The sequence below is a fragment of the Pseudomonas sp. B2021 genome (genome assembly GCF_018135665.1).
Classification (GTDB): domain Bacteria; phylum Pseudomonadota; class Gammaproteobacteria; order Pseudomonadales; family Pseudomonadaceae; genus Aquipseudomonas; species Aquipseudomonas lactis.
Genome location: NZ_SMOF01000001.1, coordinates 4,877,398 through 4,893,923, shown reverse-complemented (window position 1 = coordinate 4,893,923; position 16,526 = coordinate 4,877,398). Strand labels below are relative to the sequence as shown.

Genomic DNA, 16,526 nt, shown 5'->3' with positions numbered 1-16,526 from the left:
TCTCGGTGATGTCCATATTGATCGACTCCACCACCGAGGTCTGTTCTTCAGTGGCAGTGGCGACCGATTGGTTCATGCCGTCGATCTCGCCAATGCGCTGGGTCACGCTGTTCAGGCGCTCGCCGGCCAGGTTGGCGATTTCCACGCTGTCCAGGCTGTGGCGTTGGCTTTCGCTCATGGTGCTCACCGAATCCCGAGCGCCCACCTGTAGCTCTTCGATCATCGTCTGCACCTGTTGCGCCGACTCCTGAGTGCGATGAGCCAGGTTGCGCACTTCATCGGCTACCACCGCAAAGCCACGCCCGGCTTCGCCGGCGCGCGCCGCTTCGATCGCCGCGTTGAGCGCGAGCAGGTTGGTTTGCTGGGAAATGCTGGTGATCACCTCAAGGATCTGGCCGATATTCACCGTTTTGCTGTTAAGTGCTTCGATATTGGTACTGGAGGTGCTGATCATGCTGGATAACAGCGTCATCGCCTTGATATTGCGTTCAACCACCTGCTGGCCGTCCTCGGCGAGGTGCCGTGCATCGCTGGCCTGGTTAGAAGCCTGTGCAGCATTGCGTGCGATCTCCTGGGCTGCCGCCCCCAGTTGGTTGATGGCCGCAGCAACGCTGTTCGTACGGTTGGCCTGTTCGTCTGAATTGACCATCGACGAATTCGAGGCGCTGACCACCCGCAGGGCCACCTCATTGACGTGCTCGGTGGCGGAAGACACTTCGCGGATCGAGGTATGAATGCGCTCCACGAAGCGGTTGAACGCATTGCCCAGGGTGCCGAACTCATCATTGTTCTGGATGGTCAGGCGGCGGGTCAGGTCGCCTTCACCGTCGGCAATGTCCTGCATGGCGCGGGTCATCAGGTGCAGAGGTTGCAGCAAGACGCGGATGAGCATGCCGAGCAGGGCGATAATGATCACCACCGCGATGATCGTGGCGATCACCGCCGAGGTGCGAAACTCACTGAGCATGGCGAAAGACTTGTCTTTATCCACCGAAACGCCCAGGTACCAGTTCACCGAGGGCAGGCCCTTGATCGGTGTGAATGTCACGATATTGGTCTTGCCGTTGGCTTGCACTTCGCTGAAGTCAGCGCTGATCTTTGGTGTGTCTTTTGGATAAACGTCCGCCAGGGTCTTCATCACCAGGGCTTTATCCGGGTGCACCAGCACTTTACCGTCAGCGCTGACCAGGAACGCATAACCCATGCCGCCAAAATCCAACGCGCCGATGTTATCCACCAGGGTCTGCAGGCTCAGGTCGCCACCGACTACGCCGATGCTTTGGCCGCCCTTGGCGCTGGGCGTGGCGACAGAAATGATCAGTTGCCCGGTCGCCGCGTCGATATAGGGTTCGGTCAGGGTCGAGCCGTTACTGGCCTGGGCGCCTTTGTACCAGGGGCGAACACGTGGGTCGAAGCCGTCGGGCATCTTGGTATCAGGGCGGATGGTGAATGTGCCCTGGCTGTCACCGACGTAGGTGGCCATGAATGACGAGGTCAGCGCTTTCTGCTCCAGCAGGCTGGCGACGACAGTTTTTTCAGGGTTGATGGCGATGTTCTGTGCGGCGTTTTCCACCAGGGCGATACGTCCGGTGAGCCAGGTCTGGATGTTGCTGGCGGTGACGTCGCCCATCTCATGCAGGTAATTATTGAGGTCGTCGCGAATCGCGTTGCGCTGCAGGTAGTCGTTGTAAAGGGTAAACAACGCAAAGGCGGCGATGACGATAAGGGAGGCTGCAAGCAGGATCTTGTGGCTGAAGCGCAGATTTTTGTTCATGGCTTGAAGGGTCCGCTAAGGTCTTAATATCCGAGGCGCATCCTATGCGGGAGGCGCAAAATGGCAGCGTCAAAAAAGGTGTGGTATTTCTGGTGATAGCTCCGTTGGTCCGTATCGGAATTATCTGACCGTTTTTTAGTCTTTGTCGGGCTTACATCCGTCTATATCGACCTCGCGGCACTAAAGATTAACCATAGGTGACGAAATGCCTGACTCCACACAACTGCTTATCGGTGCAGGCCTTGACGGCCAGCCCATCGCCCAGTCCATGCGCCTGGCCAACCGTCATGGGTTGATCGCCGGCGCCACGGGCACCGGCAAGACCGTCACCTTGCAGCGCCTGGCGGAAGCCTTCAGTGATGCGGGCGTGGCGGTGTTCGCTGCCGACATCAAGGGCGACCTCTGCGGCCTGGGCGCCGCCGCCAACCCCCAGGGCAAAGTGGCCGAGCGTATTGCCGGTATGCCCTTCCTTAATTACACCGCCCAGGCGTACCCGGTCACCCTGTGGGATATCCACGGCCAATCCGGTCACCCACTGCGCACCACCATCAGTGAAATGGGCCCGCTGTTGCTCGGCAGCCTGTTGGAACTCACCGACAGCCAACAATCGGCGCTCTATGCGGCGTTCAAAGTGGCCGACCGCGAAGGCCTGTTGCTGCTGGACCTCAAGGACCTCAAGGCACTGCTCAATCACCTGCGCTATCACCCGGAACTGCTGGGCGAAGACGCCGCCTTGATGACCACCGGTTCCAGCCAGGCCTTGTTGCGGCGCCTGGCAGTGCTGGAGCAGCAGGGCGCCGAAGCCTTGTTTGGCGAGCCGGCCCTGCAACTGGAAGATATTTTGCAGCCCGCCAGCGATGGGCGTGGGCGCATCCACCTGCTGGACGCCAGCCGCTTGGTGCATGAAGCGCCGAAGGTCTACGCGACCTTCCTGCTGTGGCTGCTGGCAGAGTTGTTCGAACAATTGCCGGAACGCGGCGATGCCGACAAACCGTTGCTGGCGTTGTTTTTCGACGAGGCGCACTTGTTGTTCGCCGATACGCCAAAAGCCTTGCAGGAGCGCCTGGAGCAGGTGGTGCGCCTGATCCGTTCCAAAGGCGTCGGCGTGTATTTTGTCACCCAATCGCCGGGCGACTTGCCGGACACGGTACTGGCGCAACTGGGCTTGCGCATCCAGCACGGTTTGCGTGCGTTCACCGCCAAAGAGCAGAAATCCCTACGGGCGGTGGCGGACGGTTTCCGGCCCAACCCGACATTCGATACCTTGTCGGTGCTCACAGAGTTGGGCACCGGTGAGGCATTGGTGGGAACCTTGCAGGAAAAGGGCACGCCAGAAGTCGTCCAGCGCGTACTGGTTGCTCCTCCGCAATCGCGGATCGGGCCGCTCAGCGAAGCCGAACGCAAAGCGTTGATCGCCAGTTCGCCGCTGTTGGGGCGCTATGACAAGCCGGTGGATCGTGAGTCTGCCTATGAAGTGCTGATGGCCCGCAAGGAACTTGGGCCTGCCGAGCAGGCCGCGCCGGCCGCCGAAGAGCCGAGCTTCACCGACAAGGCCGGTGCCTTCCTGGGGACCACGGCGGGCAAGGCGTTGAAATCAGCCATGCAGCAGGCCGCCAATCAGATGGGGCGTCAGTTGGTGCGGGGTCTGCTCGGTTCGTTATTGGGCGGCAGCAAACGCAAGTAGCGCTTCAGGCTTTGGGCCGGGCATGGGCGGCCAGCCGTTCCAGGGCGGCGCGCAAGCCAGGGTCGTTGATCCCTTCGGCGGTGGCCTGAAGGGTTTCGGCGGCTGTTTCCGACAGGTCCAGGGTATGCCCCACTGCGCCTTGCGGCACGGTGGGTGGCTGCACTTTGAACTGAATGCGCGTCAAACCGGCGAACTCTTCAAACACCATCAACTGGCGCTGCAAGCGTTTTTGCTGATAACGCAAGCGGGTGGCCCAATGACCATCGGTGACGATTAATAGCAGATTGCCTTCCCGCCAGGACGCCACATGACAGTGCTCACGTGCGGCCGGTTGCAGCTGGCTTTCAAGCAGGCGTTGCAAATGGCCCAGGCGCTTGGCATGGCCAAAGATGGCTTTCAACGGCTTGGCTTCGCGAAGCAACACGCCGGGAGCGCGGGCTGTGAGAGGGCGAAATGCCATGTTTAGACACCTTAGGTAACAGAGCGGCTATCTTAGCAGAAAGCGCCTGCACACCCCGAGGCTCTGCGTCGGCTGGGCTTTGCCCATGAAATCAATAAGTAACTTCTGCACTCCATGGGTTGAAGTTCGCGCAAAAGCCCTTATTTTAAACAAGCCCTCTCACAGCGCCGTGCCTGCCTCGGGGAACAACGCCACTTTCCTCACCCACGATTCCGGGTAGAATGCGCGTTCGCAATGCGGCCGTGAGGGCTGCTCGGGCCACTCACGGTGCGCCCTCCATCCCTATGTGTGGAAGAACCTGCCGATATGTTTGCGCCTTTGTTAAAGAAACTTTTTGGAAGCAAGAATGAGCGCGAAGTCAAACGCATGCTCAAGACGGTGCAGCTGGTCAATGCCTTCGAAGAGCAGATGGTTGCTCTGTCGGACGAGCAATTGCGCGCCAAGACCCAAGAGTTCAAGGCCCGCATAGCCAAAGGTGAAACCCTCGACAAGCTGCTGCCCGAAGCCTTCGCGGTCGCCCGTGAAGCCGGTAAGCGCGTCATGGGCATGCGCCACTTCGACGTCCAGTTGATCGGCGGCATGACCTTGCATGAAGGCATGATTGCCGAAATGCGCACCGGTGAAGGCAAGACCCTGGTGGCAACCCTGGGCGTCTACCTCAACGCACTGTCCGGCAAGGGCGTGCACGTTGTGACGGTGAACGACTACCTGGCTCGCCGGGACGCCAACTGGATGCGCCCGCTGTATGAATTCCTCGGCCTGACCGTCGGCGTGGTAACGCCGTTCCAGCCGCCGGAAGAGAAGCGCGCCGCGTACGCCTGCGATATCACCTACGGCACCAACAACGAATTCGGTTTCGACTACCTGCGCGACAACATGGCGTTCAGCATGGATGAAAAATTCCAGCGTGAACTCAACTTTGCCGTGATCGACGAAGTCGACTCCATCCTCATCGACGAAGCCCGTACCCCGCTGATCATCTCCGGCCAGGCCGAAGACAGCTCGCGCCTGTACACCGAGATCAACAAGTTGATCCCGCGCCTGGAGCAGCACATCGAGGAAGTGGAAGGCGTGGTGACCAAAGAAGGTCACTTCACCATCGACGAGAAGACCCGCCAGGTCGAACTCAACGAAGCCGGTCACCAGTTTGTCGAAGAGATGCTCACCCAGATCGGCGAGCTGGCCGAAGGTGAAAGCCTGTACTCGGCGCACAACCTGGGCCTGTTGACCCACGTGTATGCCGGCCTGCGCGCCCACAAGCTGTTCCATCGCAACGTCGAATACATCGTGCAGGAAGGCCAGGTGGTTCTGGTCGACGAGCACACCGGTCGTACCATGCCCGGTCGTCGCCTGTCCGAAGGCCTGCACCAGGCCATCGAAGCCAAGGAACACCTCAACATCCAGGCCGAAAGCCAGACGTTGGCGTCCACCACCTTCCAGAACTACTTCCGTCTGTACAACAAGCTGTCCGGCATGACCGGTACGGCCGACACCGAAGCGTTCGAATTCCACCAGATCTACAACCTGGCCGTGATGGTCATTCCGCCGAACAAGCCGTTGGCGCGTAAAGACTACAACGACCTTGTGTTCCTGACCGCCGAAGAGAAGTACGCGGCGATCATCAATGACATCAAGGACGGCATGGCCAAGGGCCGTCCGATCCTGGTGGGTACCGCCACCATCGAGACTTCCGAGCACGTGTCCAACCTGCTCAACAAGGAAGGCATCGAGCACAAGGTACTGAACGCCAAGTTCCACGAAAAAGAAGCCGAGATCATCGCCCAGGCCGGTCGCCCAGGCGCACTGACCATCGCCACCAACATGGCCGGTCGTGGTACCGACATCCTGTTGGGCGGCAACTGGGAAGTGGAAGTGGCCTCGCTCGACAACCCGACACCCGAGCAGATCGCCCAGATCAAGGCCGACTGGCAGAAGCGCCACCAGGCCGTACTGGAATCCGGTGGCTTGCAGGTGATCGCGTCCGAGCGTCACGAATCGCGTCGTATCGACAACCAGCTGCGTGGCCGTGCCGGTCGCCAGGGTGACGCCGGTTCCAGCCGCTTCTACCTGTCGCTGGAAGACAGCTTGATGCGTATCTTCGCGTCGGACCGGGTGAAGAACTTCATGAAAGCCCTGGGCATGCAGTCCGGTGAAGCGATCGAGCACCGCATGGTGACCAACGCCATCGAGAAGGCCCAGCGCAAAGTAGAAGGCCGTAACTTCGACATTCGTAAGCAACTGCTCGAGTTCGACGACGTCAACAACGAACAGCGTAAAGTGATCTATCACATGCGTAACACGTTGCTGGCCGCCGACAACATTGGCGAGACCATCGCTGATTTCCGTCAGGACGTGCTCAACGCCACTGTCAGCGCGCATATCCCGCCACAATCGCTGCCTGAGCAGTGGGATGTTGCCGGCCTGGAAGCGGCATTGAAGAGCGACTTCGGTGTGGACTTGCCGGTTCAGCAATGGCTGGACGAAGACGACCACCTGTACGAAGAAACCCTGCGCGAAAAACTGATGGCCGAGCTGCTGGCTGCGTACAACGAGAAAGAAGAGCAGGCGAGTGCCGAAGCACTGCGCACCTTCGAGAAACAGATCGTATTGCGCGTGCTGGATGACCTGTGGAAAGACCACCTGTCGACCATGGACCACCTGCGCCACGGTATCCACCTGCGTGGCTACGCCCAGAAGAACCCGAAGCAGGAGTACAAGCGCGAGTCGTTCACGCTGTTCTCCGAATTGCTGGATTCGATCAAGCGCGACTCGATCCGCGTGCTGTCCCACGTTCAGGTGCGTCGCGAAGACCCGATCGAGGAAGAAGCACGCCTGCGTCAGGAAGCCGAGGCCCTGGCGGCGCGCATGCAGTTCCAGCACGACGAAGCGCCGGGCCTGGATGAGCCTGAAGCCTTGGGTGAAGAGGTCGATGTGGCCCTGGCCCAGACCCCGGTTCGCAATGACCAGAAGCTGGGTCGCAACGAACTGTGCTACTGCGGTTCGGGCAAGAAATTCAAACACTGCCACGGCCAGATCGAATAAGATTTTCGCCTGACGCTGCAACACCCCGCGCCGCGACCGGCCTTTGCCGTCGCGGCGTTTTGCCATTAATTCCCACCGTCGATAGCGACGGCACAGACATCACCTATTTTTAAGGAGCGCATTCATGGCTGTTGGTCTTGGTCCTTTGCCCACGTTGCACCCGGTTGCCGGTTTTGAACTCGGTATCGCTTCGGCCGGCATCAAGCGCCCGGGGCGCAAGGATTTAGTGGTGATGCGTTGTGCTGAAGGCTCGACCGTGGCGGGTGTGTTCACCCTCAACGCCTTCTGCGCCGCACCGGTGATTCTGGCCAAGCAGCGCGTGGCCGGTTCGATCCGTTACCTGCTGACCAACACCGGCAATGCCAACGCCGGCACCGGCGAGCCAGGCCTCGTCGCGGCGGCGCGCACCTGCGCCAAGCTGGCCCAGTTGACCGGCGTCGATGCCAGCCAGGTGCTGCCGTACTCCACCGGTGTGATCGGTGAGCCGCTGCCGGTGGAAAAAATCGAAGGCGCCCTGCAAGCCGCGCTTGATGACTTGTCTGTGGATAACTGGGCGGCTGCGGCCACCGGCATCATGACCACCGACACCTTGCCCAAGGGCGCGAGCCGACAGTTTGTGCATGACGGCGTGACCATCACCGTCACTGGTATCAGCAAAGGCGCAGGCATGATCCGCCCGAACATGGCCACCATGCTCGGCTATATCGCCACCGACGCCAAAGTTTCCCGCGATGTGCTGCAACGCCTGATGCTGGACGGCGCCAACAAGTCGTTCAACCGCATCACCATCGACGGTGATACGTCCACCAACGACTGCTGCATGCTGATCGCCACCGGCCAGGCCAACCTGCCGGAAATCACTTCTACCGAAGGCCCATTGTTTGCGGCGTTGAAGCAGGCGGTGTTCGAAGTGTGCATGGACGTGGCCCAGGCCATCGTGCGTGACGGCGAGGGCGCGACCAAGTTTGTCACGGTTGAAGTCAACGGCGGCGGCAGCCATCAGGAATGCCTGGATGTGGGCTACACCGTGGCGCACTCGCCGCTGATCAAGACTGCGTTGTTTGCATCGGACCCGAACTGGGGCCGCATCCTGGCTGCCGTTGGCCGTGCCGGCGTGCCGGACCTGGACGTGAGCAAGATTGACGTATTCCTGGGCGACGTATGCATCGCCAGCCGTGGCGCCCGTGCCGAAACTTACACCGAAGCCCAGGGTTCGGCGGTAATGCAGCAGGAAGAAATCACCATCCGCATCGAACTGGGCCGCGGCGAGTGCAGCGAAACCATCTGGACCACCGACCTGTCCCACGAGTACGTGAAGATCAACGCGGAATACCGTACCTGAAAATGACCCTCCCCCTGTAGGAGCGAGCTTGCTCGCGAAAAACTCAAGGCCACCGCGTTTATCCAGGATGCACGCGTTATCGTTGACGTTCTTCGCGAGCAAGCTCGCTCCTACAAAGGGCTATAACGAGAGGAAGCAGTGGCGTGAAACGAGTGCATGTAGCAGCAGCGGTGATCCGCGGTGTCGATGGCAGGATCCTGCTGGCGCGCCGTGCCGATACTCAGCATCAAGGCGGCCTCTGGGAGTTTCCCGGCGGCAAGGTGGAGGCCGATGAGTCGGTTGCCACGGCCTTGTCCCGTGAATTGCAGGAAGAGCTGGGCATCCAGGTCACCACGACGCGGCCGCTGATCAAGGTGCAACATGACTATCCGGACAAACAGGTATTGCTGGATGTCTGGGAAGTCTCGGCTTTTACCGGCGAGCCCCATGGCGCTGAAGGGCAGCCGTTGGCGTGGGTGGCACCGCGGGACCTGGTCAACTATGAATTCCCGGCGGCGAATGCGCCGATTGTCGCTGCGGCACGCTTGCCTGCCGAGTACCTGATCACCCCTGGCGAGCTGGAAACCCCGACGCTGTTGCGCGGTATCCAGAAGGCTATTGCCGGTGGCATCAAGCTGGTTCAATTGCGTGCCCCTAACGGTTACGACCCCAAATACCGTGACCTAGCGGTGGATGCGGTGGGCCTGTGTGCTGGCAAGGCGCAACTGATGCTCAAGGGGCCGTTTGAGTGGCTGGGTGATTTTCCCGCTGCCGGCTGGCATATGACCTCGGCGCAGTTGCGCAAATACGCCAGTAAGGGTCGACCGCTGCCCAAAGACCGTTGGCTGGCGGCTTCGTGCCACAACGCTGAAGAGCTGGCGCTGGCAGAAATGATGGACGTGGATTTTGTCACCCTGTCGCCGGTGCAACCGACCCAGACTCATCCGGATGCCCAGCCGTTGGGTTGGGAGCAGGCGCAGCAGTTGATCGCCGGGTTCAGCAAGCCGGTGTTTCTGTTGGGCGGGGTTGGGCCGGCGCAGCGGGAGCAGGCGTGGGAGGCTGGTGCGCAAGGTGTGGCAGGTATTCGGGCGTTCTGGCCGCAGGTGTGATGAGCGTTCCCACGCTCTGCTGATCGTGCTGATCGTTCCCACGCTCTGCGTGGGAATGCCTCCTGCGACGCTCTGCGTCACGCTTTGGGACGCGGAGCGTCCGTTGATGCATTCCCACGCAAAGCGTGGGAACGATCTGCTCAGTGTGGCTTGGCCGCCGCCTGCCACAACACTTCCGCAACACCTTGGCGCTTGGCAATCACCCTGGCCGCCACAAACAGCAAGTCCGACAACCGATTGATATACGCCAGCCCCACACCCTCCAACGGCTCCACGGCATTGAGGTGCTGACAGCGGCGCTCGGCGCTGCGCGCCAGGCTGCGGCACACATGGGCCTGGGCGATCAAGGCTGAGCCGCCGGGCAGAATGAAGTTCTCCAGCGGTCCAACCTCTTCATTCCAACGATCAATCGCTGCTTCCAGTCGATCCACTTCCGCCGCATTCAGCGCCTTGTACACCGGCATGGCCAGCTCACCGCCCAAGTCAAACAGACGGTGCTGGCAAGGGGTGAGCACTTCAATCACATCCTTCAACGCCGGATGCTTGCCGCTTTGTTCTTCAAGGTTGGCCAGCAGCAGGCCCAACTGGCTGTTCAGCGTATCCACCTCGCCAATCGCTTCCACGCGTGGATGGTCCTTGGGCACGCGGCGGCCGTCGCCGAGGCAGGTTTCGCCTTTGTCGCCGGTACGGGTGTAGATCTTCGACAGGCGAAAGCCCATGGTCAGTGCTCCAGTTGGGTAAATTCAGTGGGGGGCAATTGGCTGCCGGCCAGAGGCAGGCGCAAGGTAAAGCAGGTGCCCTGGCCCAGGGTGGAATGCACTTCCATCTGGCCCTTGTGGTTGTTGGTGATGATGAAATACGACACCGACAGGCCTAGCCCGGTGCCCTGGCCGATTTCCTTGGTAGTAAAGAAGGGTTCGAACGTACGTTTGCGCACGTTTTCGCTCATGCCGATGCCGTTGTCTTCCACCTGGATTTCGGCCCACGGCGGGTTGAGGCGGGTGCGCAGAATAATGCGCCCAGGTTCGCTGTCGTCTTCCCGCAGGTGAATGGCCTGGGCAGCGTTCTTCAACAGGTTGAGCAGCACTTGCTCCAGCTCGTTGGCGGTGCCGGGTACCGGGCCCAGTTGCGGATCGAACTGGCGGATGATCGCCTGGCCCTTGAAATCGAAACCGATGGTCAGGTCGAAGTCGTTGCCGGCGATTTCCACGGCCTGGTCAATCAGCGCCGGCAAATCGCAGGGTGCCATCTGGCGATTGCTGCGGCGGCTGAAGCTGAGCATGTGGGTGACGATTTTCGCGGCACGTGCGCCGGCCTGCTGAATGCCGTCGAGCAGTTGCGGGACTTCGCGGCCTTGCAGGTAACGGTTGACCGTCTCCAGCTCGATGCCCACCTGCTCGGCAAGCTCCAGGTTCTTGGGCAGCTCGGGCGACAGGCGCCGGCGAATGTTCTGCACGTTATGCAGGATCGCGCCCAGCGGGTTGTTGATCTCATGGGCCATACCCGCCGCCAGGCCGCCCACGGAGAGCATTTTTTCCGATTGCACCATCATTTCTTCCAGGGACAGGCGCTGGGTGATGTCGTCGATTCGGATCACCACACCGCGCCCGGCGCCGCCCATCAACGGGTAGAACGTCAGCGCATAATGCTTGGGTTCGTCGTCCTTGATCCAGGTGACCCGCTCGATCCGCTCCACCGTGTGTTGCTCCACGGTGGCCTTGATCTGCGGCAGGTACGGCTTGAGCGGCTGGAAGGCCAGGAATACCGGTTGGTTCAGGGCTTCGTCCAGGCGCGTACCGGATAGGGCGGTGGCTTCCTGGTTCCACTGGGTGACGTAAAGTTGTTCATCCAGGGCGATCAGCGCCGAGGGCATCGAGTCGATGATGCTGTTCAGGTAGTTCTGGAAGCCCGTGAGCTTTTTCTCGATCTTGCTGCGCACCTGGACTTCCAGTTCCAGCTTGCGGTTGGTATGCCGGGTTTCTTCGGCCAAACCCTGGGCCTGGTCATACGCAGCCTGGGAATCGTCGCGCGCACGTTTAAGTTGCTGCTCACGGGCTTCGATGCGCGACAACATGGTGTTGAAGGCTTCAGCCAGGCTGCCGATTTCGTCACGGTTGCCACGCCCGGCGCGTAACGCGTAGTTTTCCTCGCGGGTCACCTGGCGGGACAGCTCTTCAAGCTCATGAATCGGTCGGGTGATCAGGCGTTTGATCTGCCGGGCGATGACCAGCCACAACAACACGCTGAAAATCAGGATACCCAGGCTCGCGGTCAGCGTGCCGGTATAGAACGCCACCGGCAACTCACTGCTGGCCACTAGCAACAAATGCCCTGAAGGCTGGTTGCCGCGGGGTAGGGTGATGACCTGGTTGCTGCGAAATTCGGTGAGGCGCCAGGCTTCGATATGCCGGTAGTGGTCCGGCAGGTGCAGGCGGTCGCCGTGCTGCATCTGCGCCAGGCGGTTGCCTTCGCCGTCGTACAGGGCGGCGGCGCGCAACGGTGAATAGCTGGTCAGCTCATTGAGCAGCGCCTCGGCCTTGGTCGGAGACTCAAGGGCCTCGGCGGCGAGCGCGGGGTTGGACACCAGTCGACCAATGGACTGCAAGGCCTGGGGGGCCATGCTTTCCTGGGAGATCCAGTAGGCGGCGCTGATAAACGTCAGGTTGGCCACCAGCAATACGGTGGTCAACAACACCAGCAGGGCTGCCAGCAGTTTCTGCCCTACCGGTAGATTTTCAAGACGCTGGCGCAGTGGCATCAGGGGGTTCCCAGGTGATAGACAGGTAGGCAGGGTAGCGCGTGCCTCAGTCGCTGGCCAATCCGCGTGCGCGCAAATGCTCGACCAGGCGCGCTTGCAACTGTTGCAGATGCGGCAACACCAATTGATGGCGGGCGGCCGCCTGGCAGGCATAGCCCAGCAGGTAGCTGATCTCGGTACGCCGTGCGTTGGCCACGTCCTGGTACATGGACGAATAATTGGCCGCAGTGGCCTGGATCACCCGCTGCACTTCGCTGTGCAGGTCTTGTGCGGCGGCGGGCTGGCCGCAGCATTCGAGCAGCTCGGCCAGTTCAGCGCACAAGGTCGCCACTTCACACGCGTGGGCTTGCAAGCCGCCGTTGCGGCACTGGTAAAGCACCGTCAGGGGATTGATAGCGCAATTGAGCGCCAGCTTGCGCCACAGGCGCGTGAGAATATCGCTGGCCCAATCGTGGGGAATGCCGGCTGCTTGCAGGTCGTCCAGCCACAGCGGCGGCGTGGGGTGGCTCGCATCCCCCAGCCAGGTGTAGCCATGGCCGGCAAATACCACCCGCCAGTCGCCTTCGCGAAACGCGCCTTCGGTGCTCGAGGCAAAGATACAACGGGCCGACGGCACTTGTGCGGCCACTGCGTCCTGGCTGCCGAGGCCGTTTTGCAGCAGGATCAGTTCGGCGTCGGGCGCCAGTCGAGGTTGCAACTGGGCAATGGCGCTTTGGGCATCGTAGGCTTTGCACGCGACGAGCAGGCGATGAATCAGCTCTGGGCTGTCAGACGTTTCACCGACTACCGGGTAAGTCTGTTCTACACCCTGCTCGACCAGGGTCAGCCCCTGGCCGGCTCGATAGTCGGCCAGGCGCGCCTCATTGCGCAGGATCAGCCTGACGGGCACGCCCGCGCGCGCCAGCCGTGCGGCCCAGAGGGTGCCCAGGCTGCCGGCGCCAAGAATATGCCAGGGGGTCGACATCAGTGTGTACTCCATAAGCTCGCCAGCGGTGAACGGCGCGAAAGAACCGCTATAATGCCCCGGAATTTTAGCTCGGGCGCGCTCCATCTCTACTGAGCCCGCCCCTTATATTGGAGAAATCACATGCCTTCGTTCGACGTGGTATCTGAACTGGACAAACACGAAGTCACCAACGCCGTCGAGAACGCCGTCAAGGAACTGGACCGTCGCTACGACTTGAAAGGCAAGGGCAGCTTCGAATTCAAGGAAAAGGAACTGACCGTCAACCTGACCGCTGAAGCCGATTTCCAGCTGGAAGCGATGATCGAGATCCTCAAGCTGGCCCTGGTCAAGCGCAAGATCGACGTGCAATGCCTGGAAGTCAAGGATGCCTACGCTTCCGGCAAGCTGATGAAGCAGGAAGCCGTGCTTAAGGAAGGCATCGACAAGGAACTGGCGAAGAAGATCGTCGCGCACATCAAGGACGCCAAGCTCAAGGTCCAGGCCGCCATCCAGGGCGAGCAGGTTCGCGTCACCGGCAAGAAGCGTGACGACCTGCAAGAGGCCATCGCGGCCCTGCGCGCCAAGACGTTTGACATGCCGCTGCAGTTCAATAACTTCCGCGACTGATGGCACTTTGGGGAACCTGTGGGCACTTTTGACGTCCCACGCCCCAAGCATCATTGCCTACAATTGAGCCCTTCGGGGCTCAATTGCGTTGTCAGGCAGTCAATACAGCCTTATCGCCGCACAATAGGAGAAAGTAGATGGATTTGAACGCTGAAATGGATCACCTGATCAAGACCTCCCAGTCTTGGCTCCCCATGATCATGGAATACGGCAGCCGGGTATTGCTGGCGTTGGTCACCCTGGCAATTGGCTGGTGGCTGATCAATGTTTTGACTCACCGCGTGGGCCGTCTGCTGGCCATGCGCAACGCTGACTTGGCACTGCAACACTTCATCACCAGCCTTGCGAACATCGCGCTCAAAGTCATGCTGGTGGTCAACGTGGCCTCGATGATTGGTGTGGCCACCACCTCGTTCGTTGCGGCAATCGGTGCCGCTACCCTGGCAATCGGCCTGGCCTTGCAAGGCAGCCTGGCGAACTTTGCCGGCGGCGTGCTGATCCTGTTGTTCCGCCCGTTCCGTATCGGTGACTGGATCGAAGCCCAGGGTACCTCGGGTACCGTCGACAGCATCCAGATCTTCCACACGGTGTTGCGCACCGGCGACAACAAGACGGTGATCATTCCCAACGGCAGCCTGTCCAACGGCCTGATCACCAACACCAACCGCCAGCCGACCCGCAAGGTCGTGTTTGATGTAGGTGTGGACTATGAGGCAGACCTGCAGAAAGCTCGTGAAGTGCTGCTGGCGCTGGCCGAAGACCCACGTGTACTGAAGGACCCTGCCGCCGTGGCGGTGGTGTCGACCTTGGGCGACAGTTCCATCACCGTCTCCCTGCGTTGCTGGACCAACACGCCGGATTATTGGGACGTGATGTTCATGCTCAATGAACTGGCGCGTGACCGTTTGAAAGCGGCCGGGATTGATATTCCGTTTCCGCAACGGGTTATTCGGGTGATGCAGGAAAGTGCAACGAAATAACTTGGCGTGACGCTATCAAACTTGGCCGAAAAGTCAGCTTTGACAAACTAGTTACTTAGCTTGCTAGTTGTTTTGTGGATTGAAATAAAACTGCAATAAAAAAGCCGCTCCCTGTTGAACAGAGGAGCGGCTTTTTGTTTGAGGCCGAAGCCTCAGGTCATCATTGTAATTAAACGGGTAATTACAAGATGTTCAGCGGGTAGTTGGCGATCAGACGCAGCTCATCGATCGACGGCGAACCGTAGTACACGCCATCACCGGAACGGTAAGTCGCTTGACGCAGACGCAAGCTCAGGTCTTTCGCCGGGCCGCTCTGGATCACGTACTTGGCTTCGATGTCACGTTCCCACTCTTTGCCGTTGCTGGTGGTGCCCGTGTTGGCGCCGCTACCGGTGACATAACGGGTCATGAAGCTCAGGCCCGGAATGCCGAAGGTCGCCATGTTGATGTCATAACGCGCCTGGTAGGACTTTTCGCCTTCGGCGTTAAAGTCAGAACGGGCGATGGAGTTGGCCAGGAACACTGTGCCGCCGCCGTCTACGCCGTAACCGTAGTCGCCGTCACCGGTGACTTTCTGGGCTGCCAGGGTGAAGGTGTGAGCGCCGATGGTGTACGCACCTTGCAAGCTGAATGCGCGGTTGTCGAGCTTGGTCACGCCATCTTTCTCTGCGCGTTGCAGGCCGGCGCCATCGCTCTTGGTGTCGTAGATGTTGAAGTCCAGCGCGAACGACTGATCATCGCTCAGGGCGTGGGTCCAATTCAGGTTGCTGTAGTACTTGCGGAAGTAATCTTCGGTTTTCGCGTAGTACAGGCTGCCGGTGACTTCTGGAGTGAAGGCATACACGCCACCGACGAAGTCGGTTTTGGTCAGGCCCAGGCTGTCGTGGTAGGTCTGGTTCTGCGCGACGCTGGAAGTGAAGTGACCGCCTTCAAGCTTCAGGCCCTTGATCTCGTTGCTGGTGATCGAGATGCCTTGTGGCAGCTCTGGCAGCAGGCGGCTGTCGTCGGAGGCAAACACTGGGGCTGTGGTGTATTGGTCGCCAACCTTCAGCACAGTGTTGGAGATGCGGAACTTGACCGCGCCGCCTCCTTTGGAATAGTCATCTTGCGAACGACCGTCGGAACCAGTAGGGAACAGGCCGGTGCCGGCGCGGCCCTTGCCGCTGTCAAGCTTGAGGCCCATCAGGCCGATCACGTCTACACCGACACCAATGGTGCCTTGGGTGAAGCCCGATTCGTACAGGGCATTGAAGCCCAGGCCGGTTTCTTCAGCACGGCTCTTACGCTTGCCGTTGACGGTGCTGTAACCGCCGCCTGGCTCATTACGGAAGTCACGGCTGAAGTACAGCGCGCGAGTATTGATGCTGAAAGTGCTGTCTTCAACAAAACCCTTGGAATCGTCCTGGGCGGACGCCATTGCGAACTGCGAGGTGCCTGCTGAAACAGCCAGGGCGATCATGCTCCACTTCATCACGCGCATCGTGATTTGCTCCTTTGGTTTTAGGAAGAGTACTGCCGTCCCACCTGTATTTTTATCTGGGCGGCTCTTTCTTTTTGTGTCGGCGCAAAGTTAGCTCACGCAGACCCTATTGACGATACTTACTCAACTATCCTTTCAGCTTCTTTACGAGGCTGTCGTAAATCGCTAGATCCATGTCGCAAATTCACAGCCCAAAATGTATCCAGGCTGACAACTTCAATGCTGCTTTCAGACTTCTTTCAAAGTTTGAACACTTCCCTGATACACATTGAAACGCCACTATTTTTATCGCGAAACACCTGTGTCCAAACGGGTGCCGTTGCCGACGATATGGGGGTGAATGCA

At 60.0% G+C, this 16,526-nt stretch carries 12 protein-coding genes; 6 read left to right on the top strand and 6 right to left on the bottom strand.

Translation table 11 applies throughout. The annotated features are described in order from the left end of the window. On the bottom strand, window positions 1-1,774 hold a 1,774-nt coding region (locus E1K68_RS22045), incomplete at its 3' end, for a methyl-accepting chemotaxis protein (protein WP_212614655.1). 205 nt (window positions 1,775-1,979) lie between these two features. Between E1K68_RS22045 and E1K68_RS22040 the strand changes: the two genes are divergently transcribed. Next, window positions 1,980-3,458 (top strand): helicase HerA-like domain-containing protein, encoded by a 1,479-nt coding sequence (locus E1K68_RS22040; protein ID WP_003193888.1) that lies wholly within the window; start codon window positions 1,980-1,982, stop codon window positions 3,456-3,458. 4 nt (window positions 3,459-3,462) lie between these two features. On the opposite strand, the gene E1K68_RS22035 is transcribed toward E1K68_RS22040, so the two are convergent. Further along, window positions 3,463-3,918 carry a DciA family protein gene (locus E1K68_RS22035; RefSeq protein WP_003193887.1) on the bottom strand — a complete coding sequence of 152 codons (456 nt, stop codon included), beginning with the start codon at window positions 3,916-3,918 and terminating at the stop codon, window positions 3,463-3,465. Between the two features lie 306 nt (window positions 3,919-4,224). Between E1K68_RS22035 and secA the strand changes: the two genes are divergently transcribed. The 3 genes from secA to E1K68_RS22020 all read left to right on the top strand — a co-directional run bounded on the left by secA (window position 4,225) and on the right by E1K68_RS22020 (window position 9,390). Next, the gene (gene secA / locus E1K68_RS22030) at window positions 4,225-6,960 is read left to right on the top strand and encodes a preprotein translocase subunit SecA (protein ID WP_003193886.1); all 2,736 of its coding nucleotides are present in this window, start codon (window positions 4,225-4,227) and stop codon (window positions 6,958-6,960) included. Window positions 6,961-7,084: 124 nt separating this feature from the next. Then, a complete protein-coding gene (gene argJ, locus E1K68_RS22025) occupies window positions 7,085-8,302 on the top strand; it encodes a bifunctional glutamate N-acetyltransferase/amino-acid acetyltransferase ArgJ (RefSeq protein ID WP_137203902.1) in 1,218 nt (405 codons plus the stop codon). 143 nt (window positions 8,303-8,445) lie between these two features. Further along, window positions 8,446-9,390 (top strand): Nudix family hydrolase, encoded by a 945-nt coding sequence (locus tag E1K68_RS22020; RefSeq protein ID WP_034134379.1) that lies wholly within the window; start codon window positions 8,446-8,448, stop codon window positions 9,388-9,390. A gap of 140 nt (window positions 9,391-9,530) precedes the next feature. Here E1K68_RS22020 and E1K68_RS22015 read toward each other — a convergent pair whose 3' ends face one another. From E1K68_RS22015 to E1K68_RS22005, 3 genes are read right to left on the bottom strand one after another with little or no spacing between them, the layout of a single operon-like run. Further along, a complete protein-coding gene (locus E1K68_RS22015) occupies window positions 9,531-10,109 on the bottom strand; it encodes a cob(I)yrinic acid a,c-diamide adenosyltransferase (protein WP_212614654.1) in 579 nt (192 codons plus the stop codon). A 2-nt stretch (window positions 10,110-10,111) separates the two neighbouring features. Continuing rightward, window positions 10,112-12,148, bottom strand: coding sequence for an ATP-binding protein (locus E1K68_RS22010; RefSeq protein ID WP_003193882.1), 2,037 nt, complete (start codon window positions 12,146-12,148; stop codon window positions 10,112-10,114). A 46-nt stretch (window positions 12,149-12,194) separates the two neighbouring features. Further along, window positions 12,195-13,112, bottom strand: coding sequence for a putative 2-dehydropantoate 2-reductase (locus tag E1K68_RS22005; RefSeq protein ID WP_003193881.1), 918 nt, complete (start codon window positions 13,110-13,112; stop codon window positions 12,195-12,197). 123 nt (window positions 13,113-13,235) lie between these two features. On the opposite strand from E1K68_RS22005, the gene E1K68_RS22000 reads away from it, so the two are divergent. Beyond that, window positions 13,236-13,721: a YajQ family cyclic di-GMP-binding protein gene (locus E1K68_RS22000; protein ID WP_003193880.1), complete on the top strand. Its 486-nt coding sequence runs from the start codon at window positions 13,236-13,238 to the stop codon at window positions 13,719-13,721. 137 nt (window positions 13,722-13,858) lie between these two features. After that, on the top strand, window positions 13,859-14,701 hold the full coding sequence (locus E1K68_RS21995) for a mechanosensitive ion channel domain-containing protein (protein WP_003193879.1): 843 nt from the start codon (window positions 13,859-13,861) through the stop codon (window positions 14,699-14,701). 181 nt (window positions 14,702-14,882) lie between these two features. On the opposite strand, the gene E1K68_RS21990 is transcribed toward E1K68_RS21995, so the two are convergent. Next, complete coding sequence (locus E1K68_RS21990) at window positions 14,883-16,181, bottom strand: OprD family porin (protein ID WP_003193878.1); 1,299 nt, start codon at window positions 16,179-16,181, stop codon at window positions 14,883-14,885. Between the last annotated feature and the right edge of the window lie 345 nt (window positions 16,182-16,526).

Bases quoted from the DNA above. Each gene is read 5' to 3' on its own strand.
- E1K68_RS22040 (WP_003193888.1), top strand. From the start codon at position 1,980: ATGCCTGACTCCACACAACTGCTTATCGGTGCAGGCCTTGACGGCCAG.
- argJ (WP_137203902.1), top strand. From the start codon at position 7,085: ATGGCTGTTGGTCTTGGTCCTTTGCCCACGTTGCACCCGGTTGCCGGT.
- E1K68_RS22000 (WP_003193880.1), top strand. From the start codon at position 13,236: ATGCCTTCGTTCGACGTGGTATCTGAACTGGACAAACACGAAGTCACC.
- E1K68_RS22035 (WP_003193887.1), bottom strand. From the start codon at position 3,918: ATGGCATTTCGCCCTCTCACAGCCCGCGCTCCCGGCGTGTTGCTTCGC.
- E1K68_RS21990 (WP_003193878.1), bottom strand. From the start codon at position 16,181: ATGCGCGTGATGAAGTGGAGCATGATCGCCCTGGCTGTTTCAGCAGGC.
- E1K68_RS22010 (WP_003193882.1), bottom strand. From the start codon at position 12,148: ATGCCACTGCGCCAGCGTCTTGAAAATCTACCGGTAGGGCAGAAACTG.
- E1K68_RS22005 (WP_003193881.1), bottom strand. From the start codon at position 13,112: ATGTCGACCCCCTGGCATATTCTTGGCGCCGGCAGCCTGGGCACCCTC.
- E1K68_RS21995 (WP_003193879.1), top strand. From the start codon at position 13,859: ATGGATTTGAACGCTGAAATGGATCACCTGATCAAGACCTCCCAGTCT.
- E1K68_RS22015 (WP_212614654.1), bottom strand. From the start codon at position 10,109: ATGGGCTTTCGCCTGTCGAAGATCTACACCCGTACCGGCGACAAAGGC.
- secA (WP_003193886.1), top strand. From the start codon at position 4,225: ATGTTTGCGCCTTTGTTAAAGAAACTTTTTGGAAGCAAGAATGAGCGC.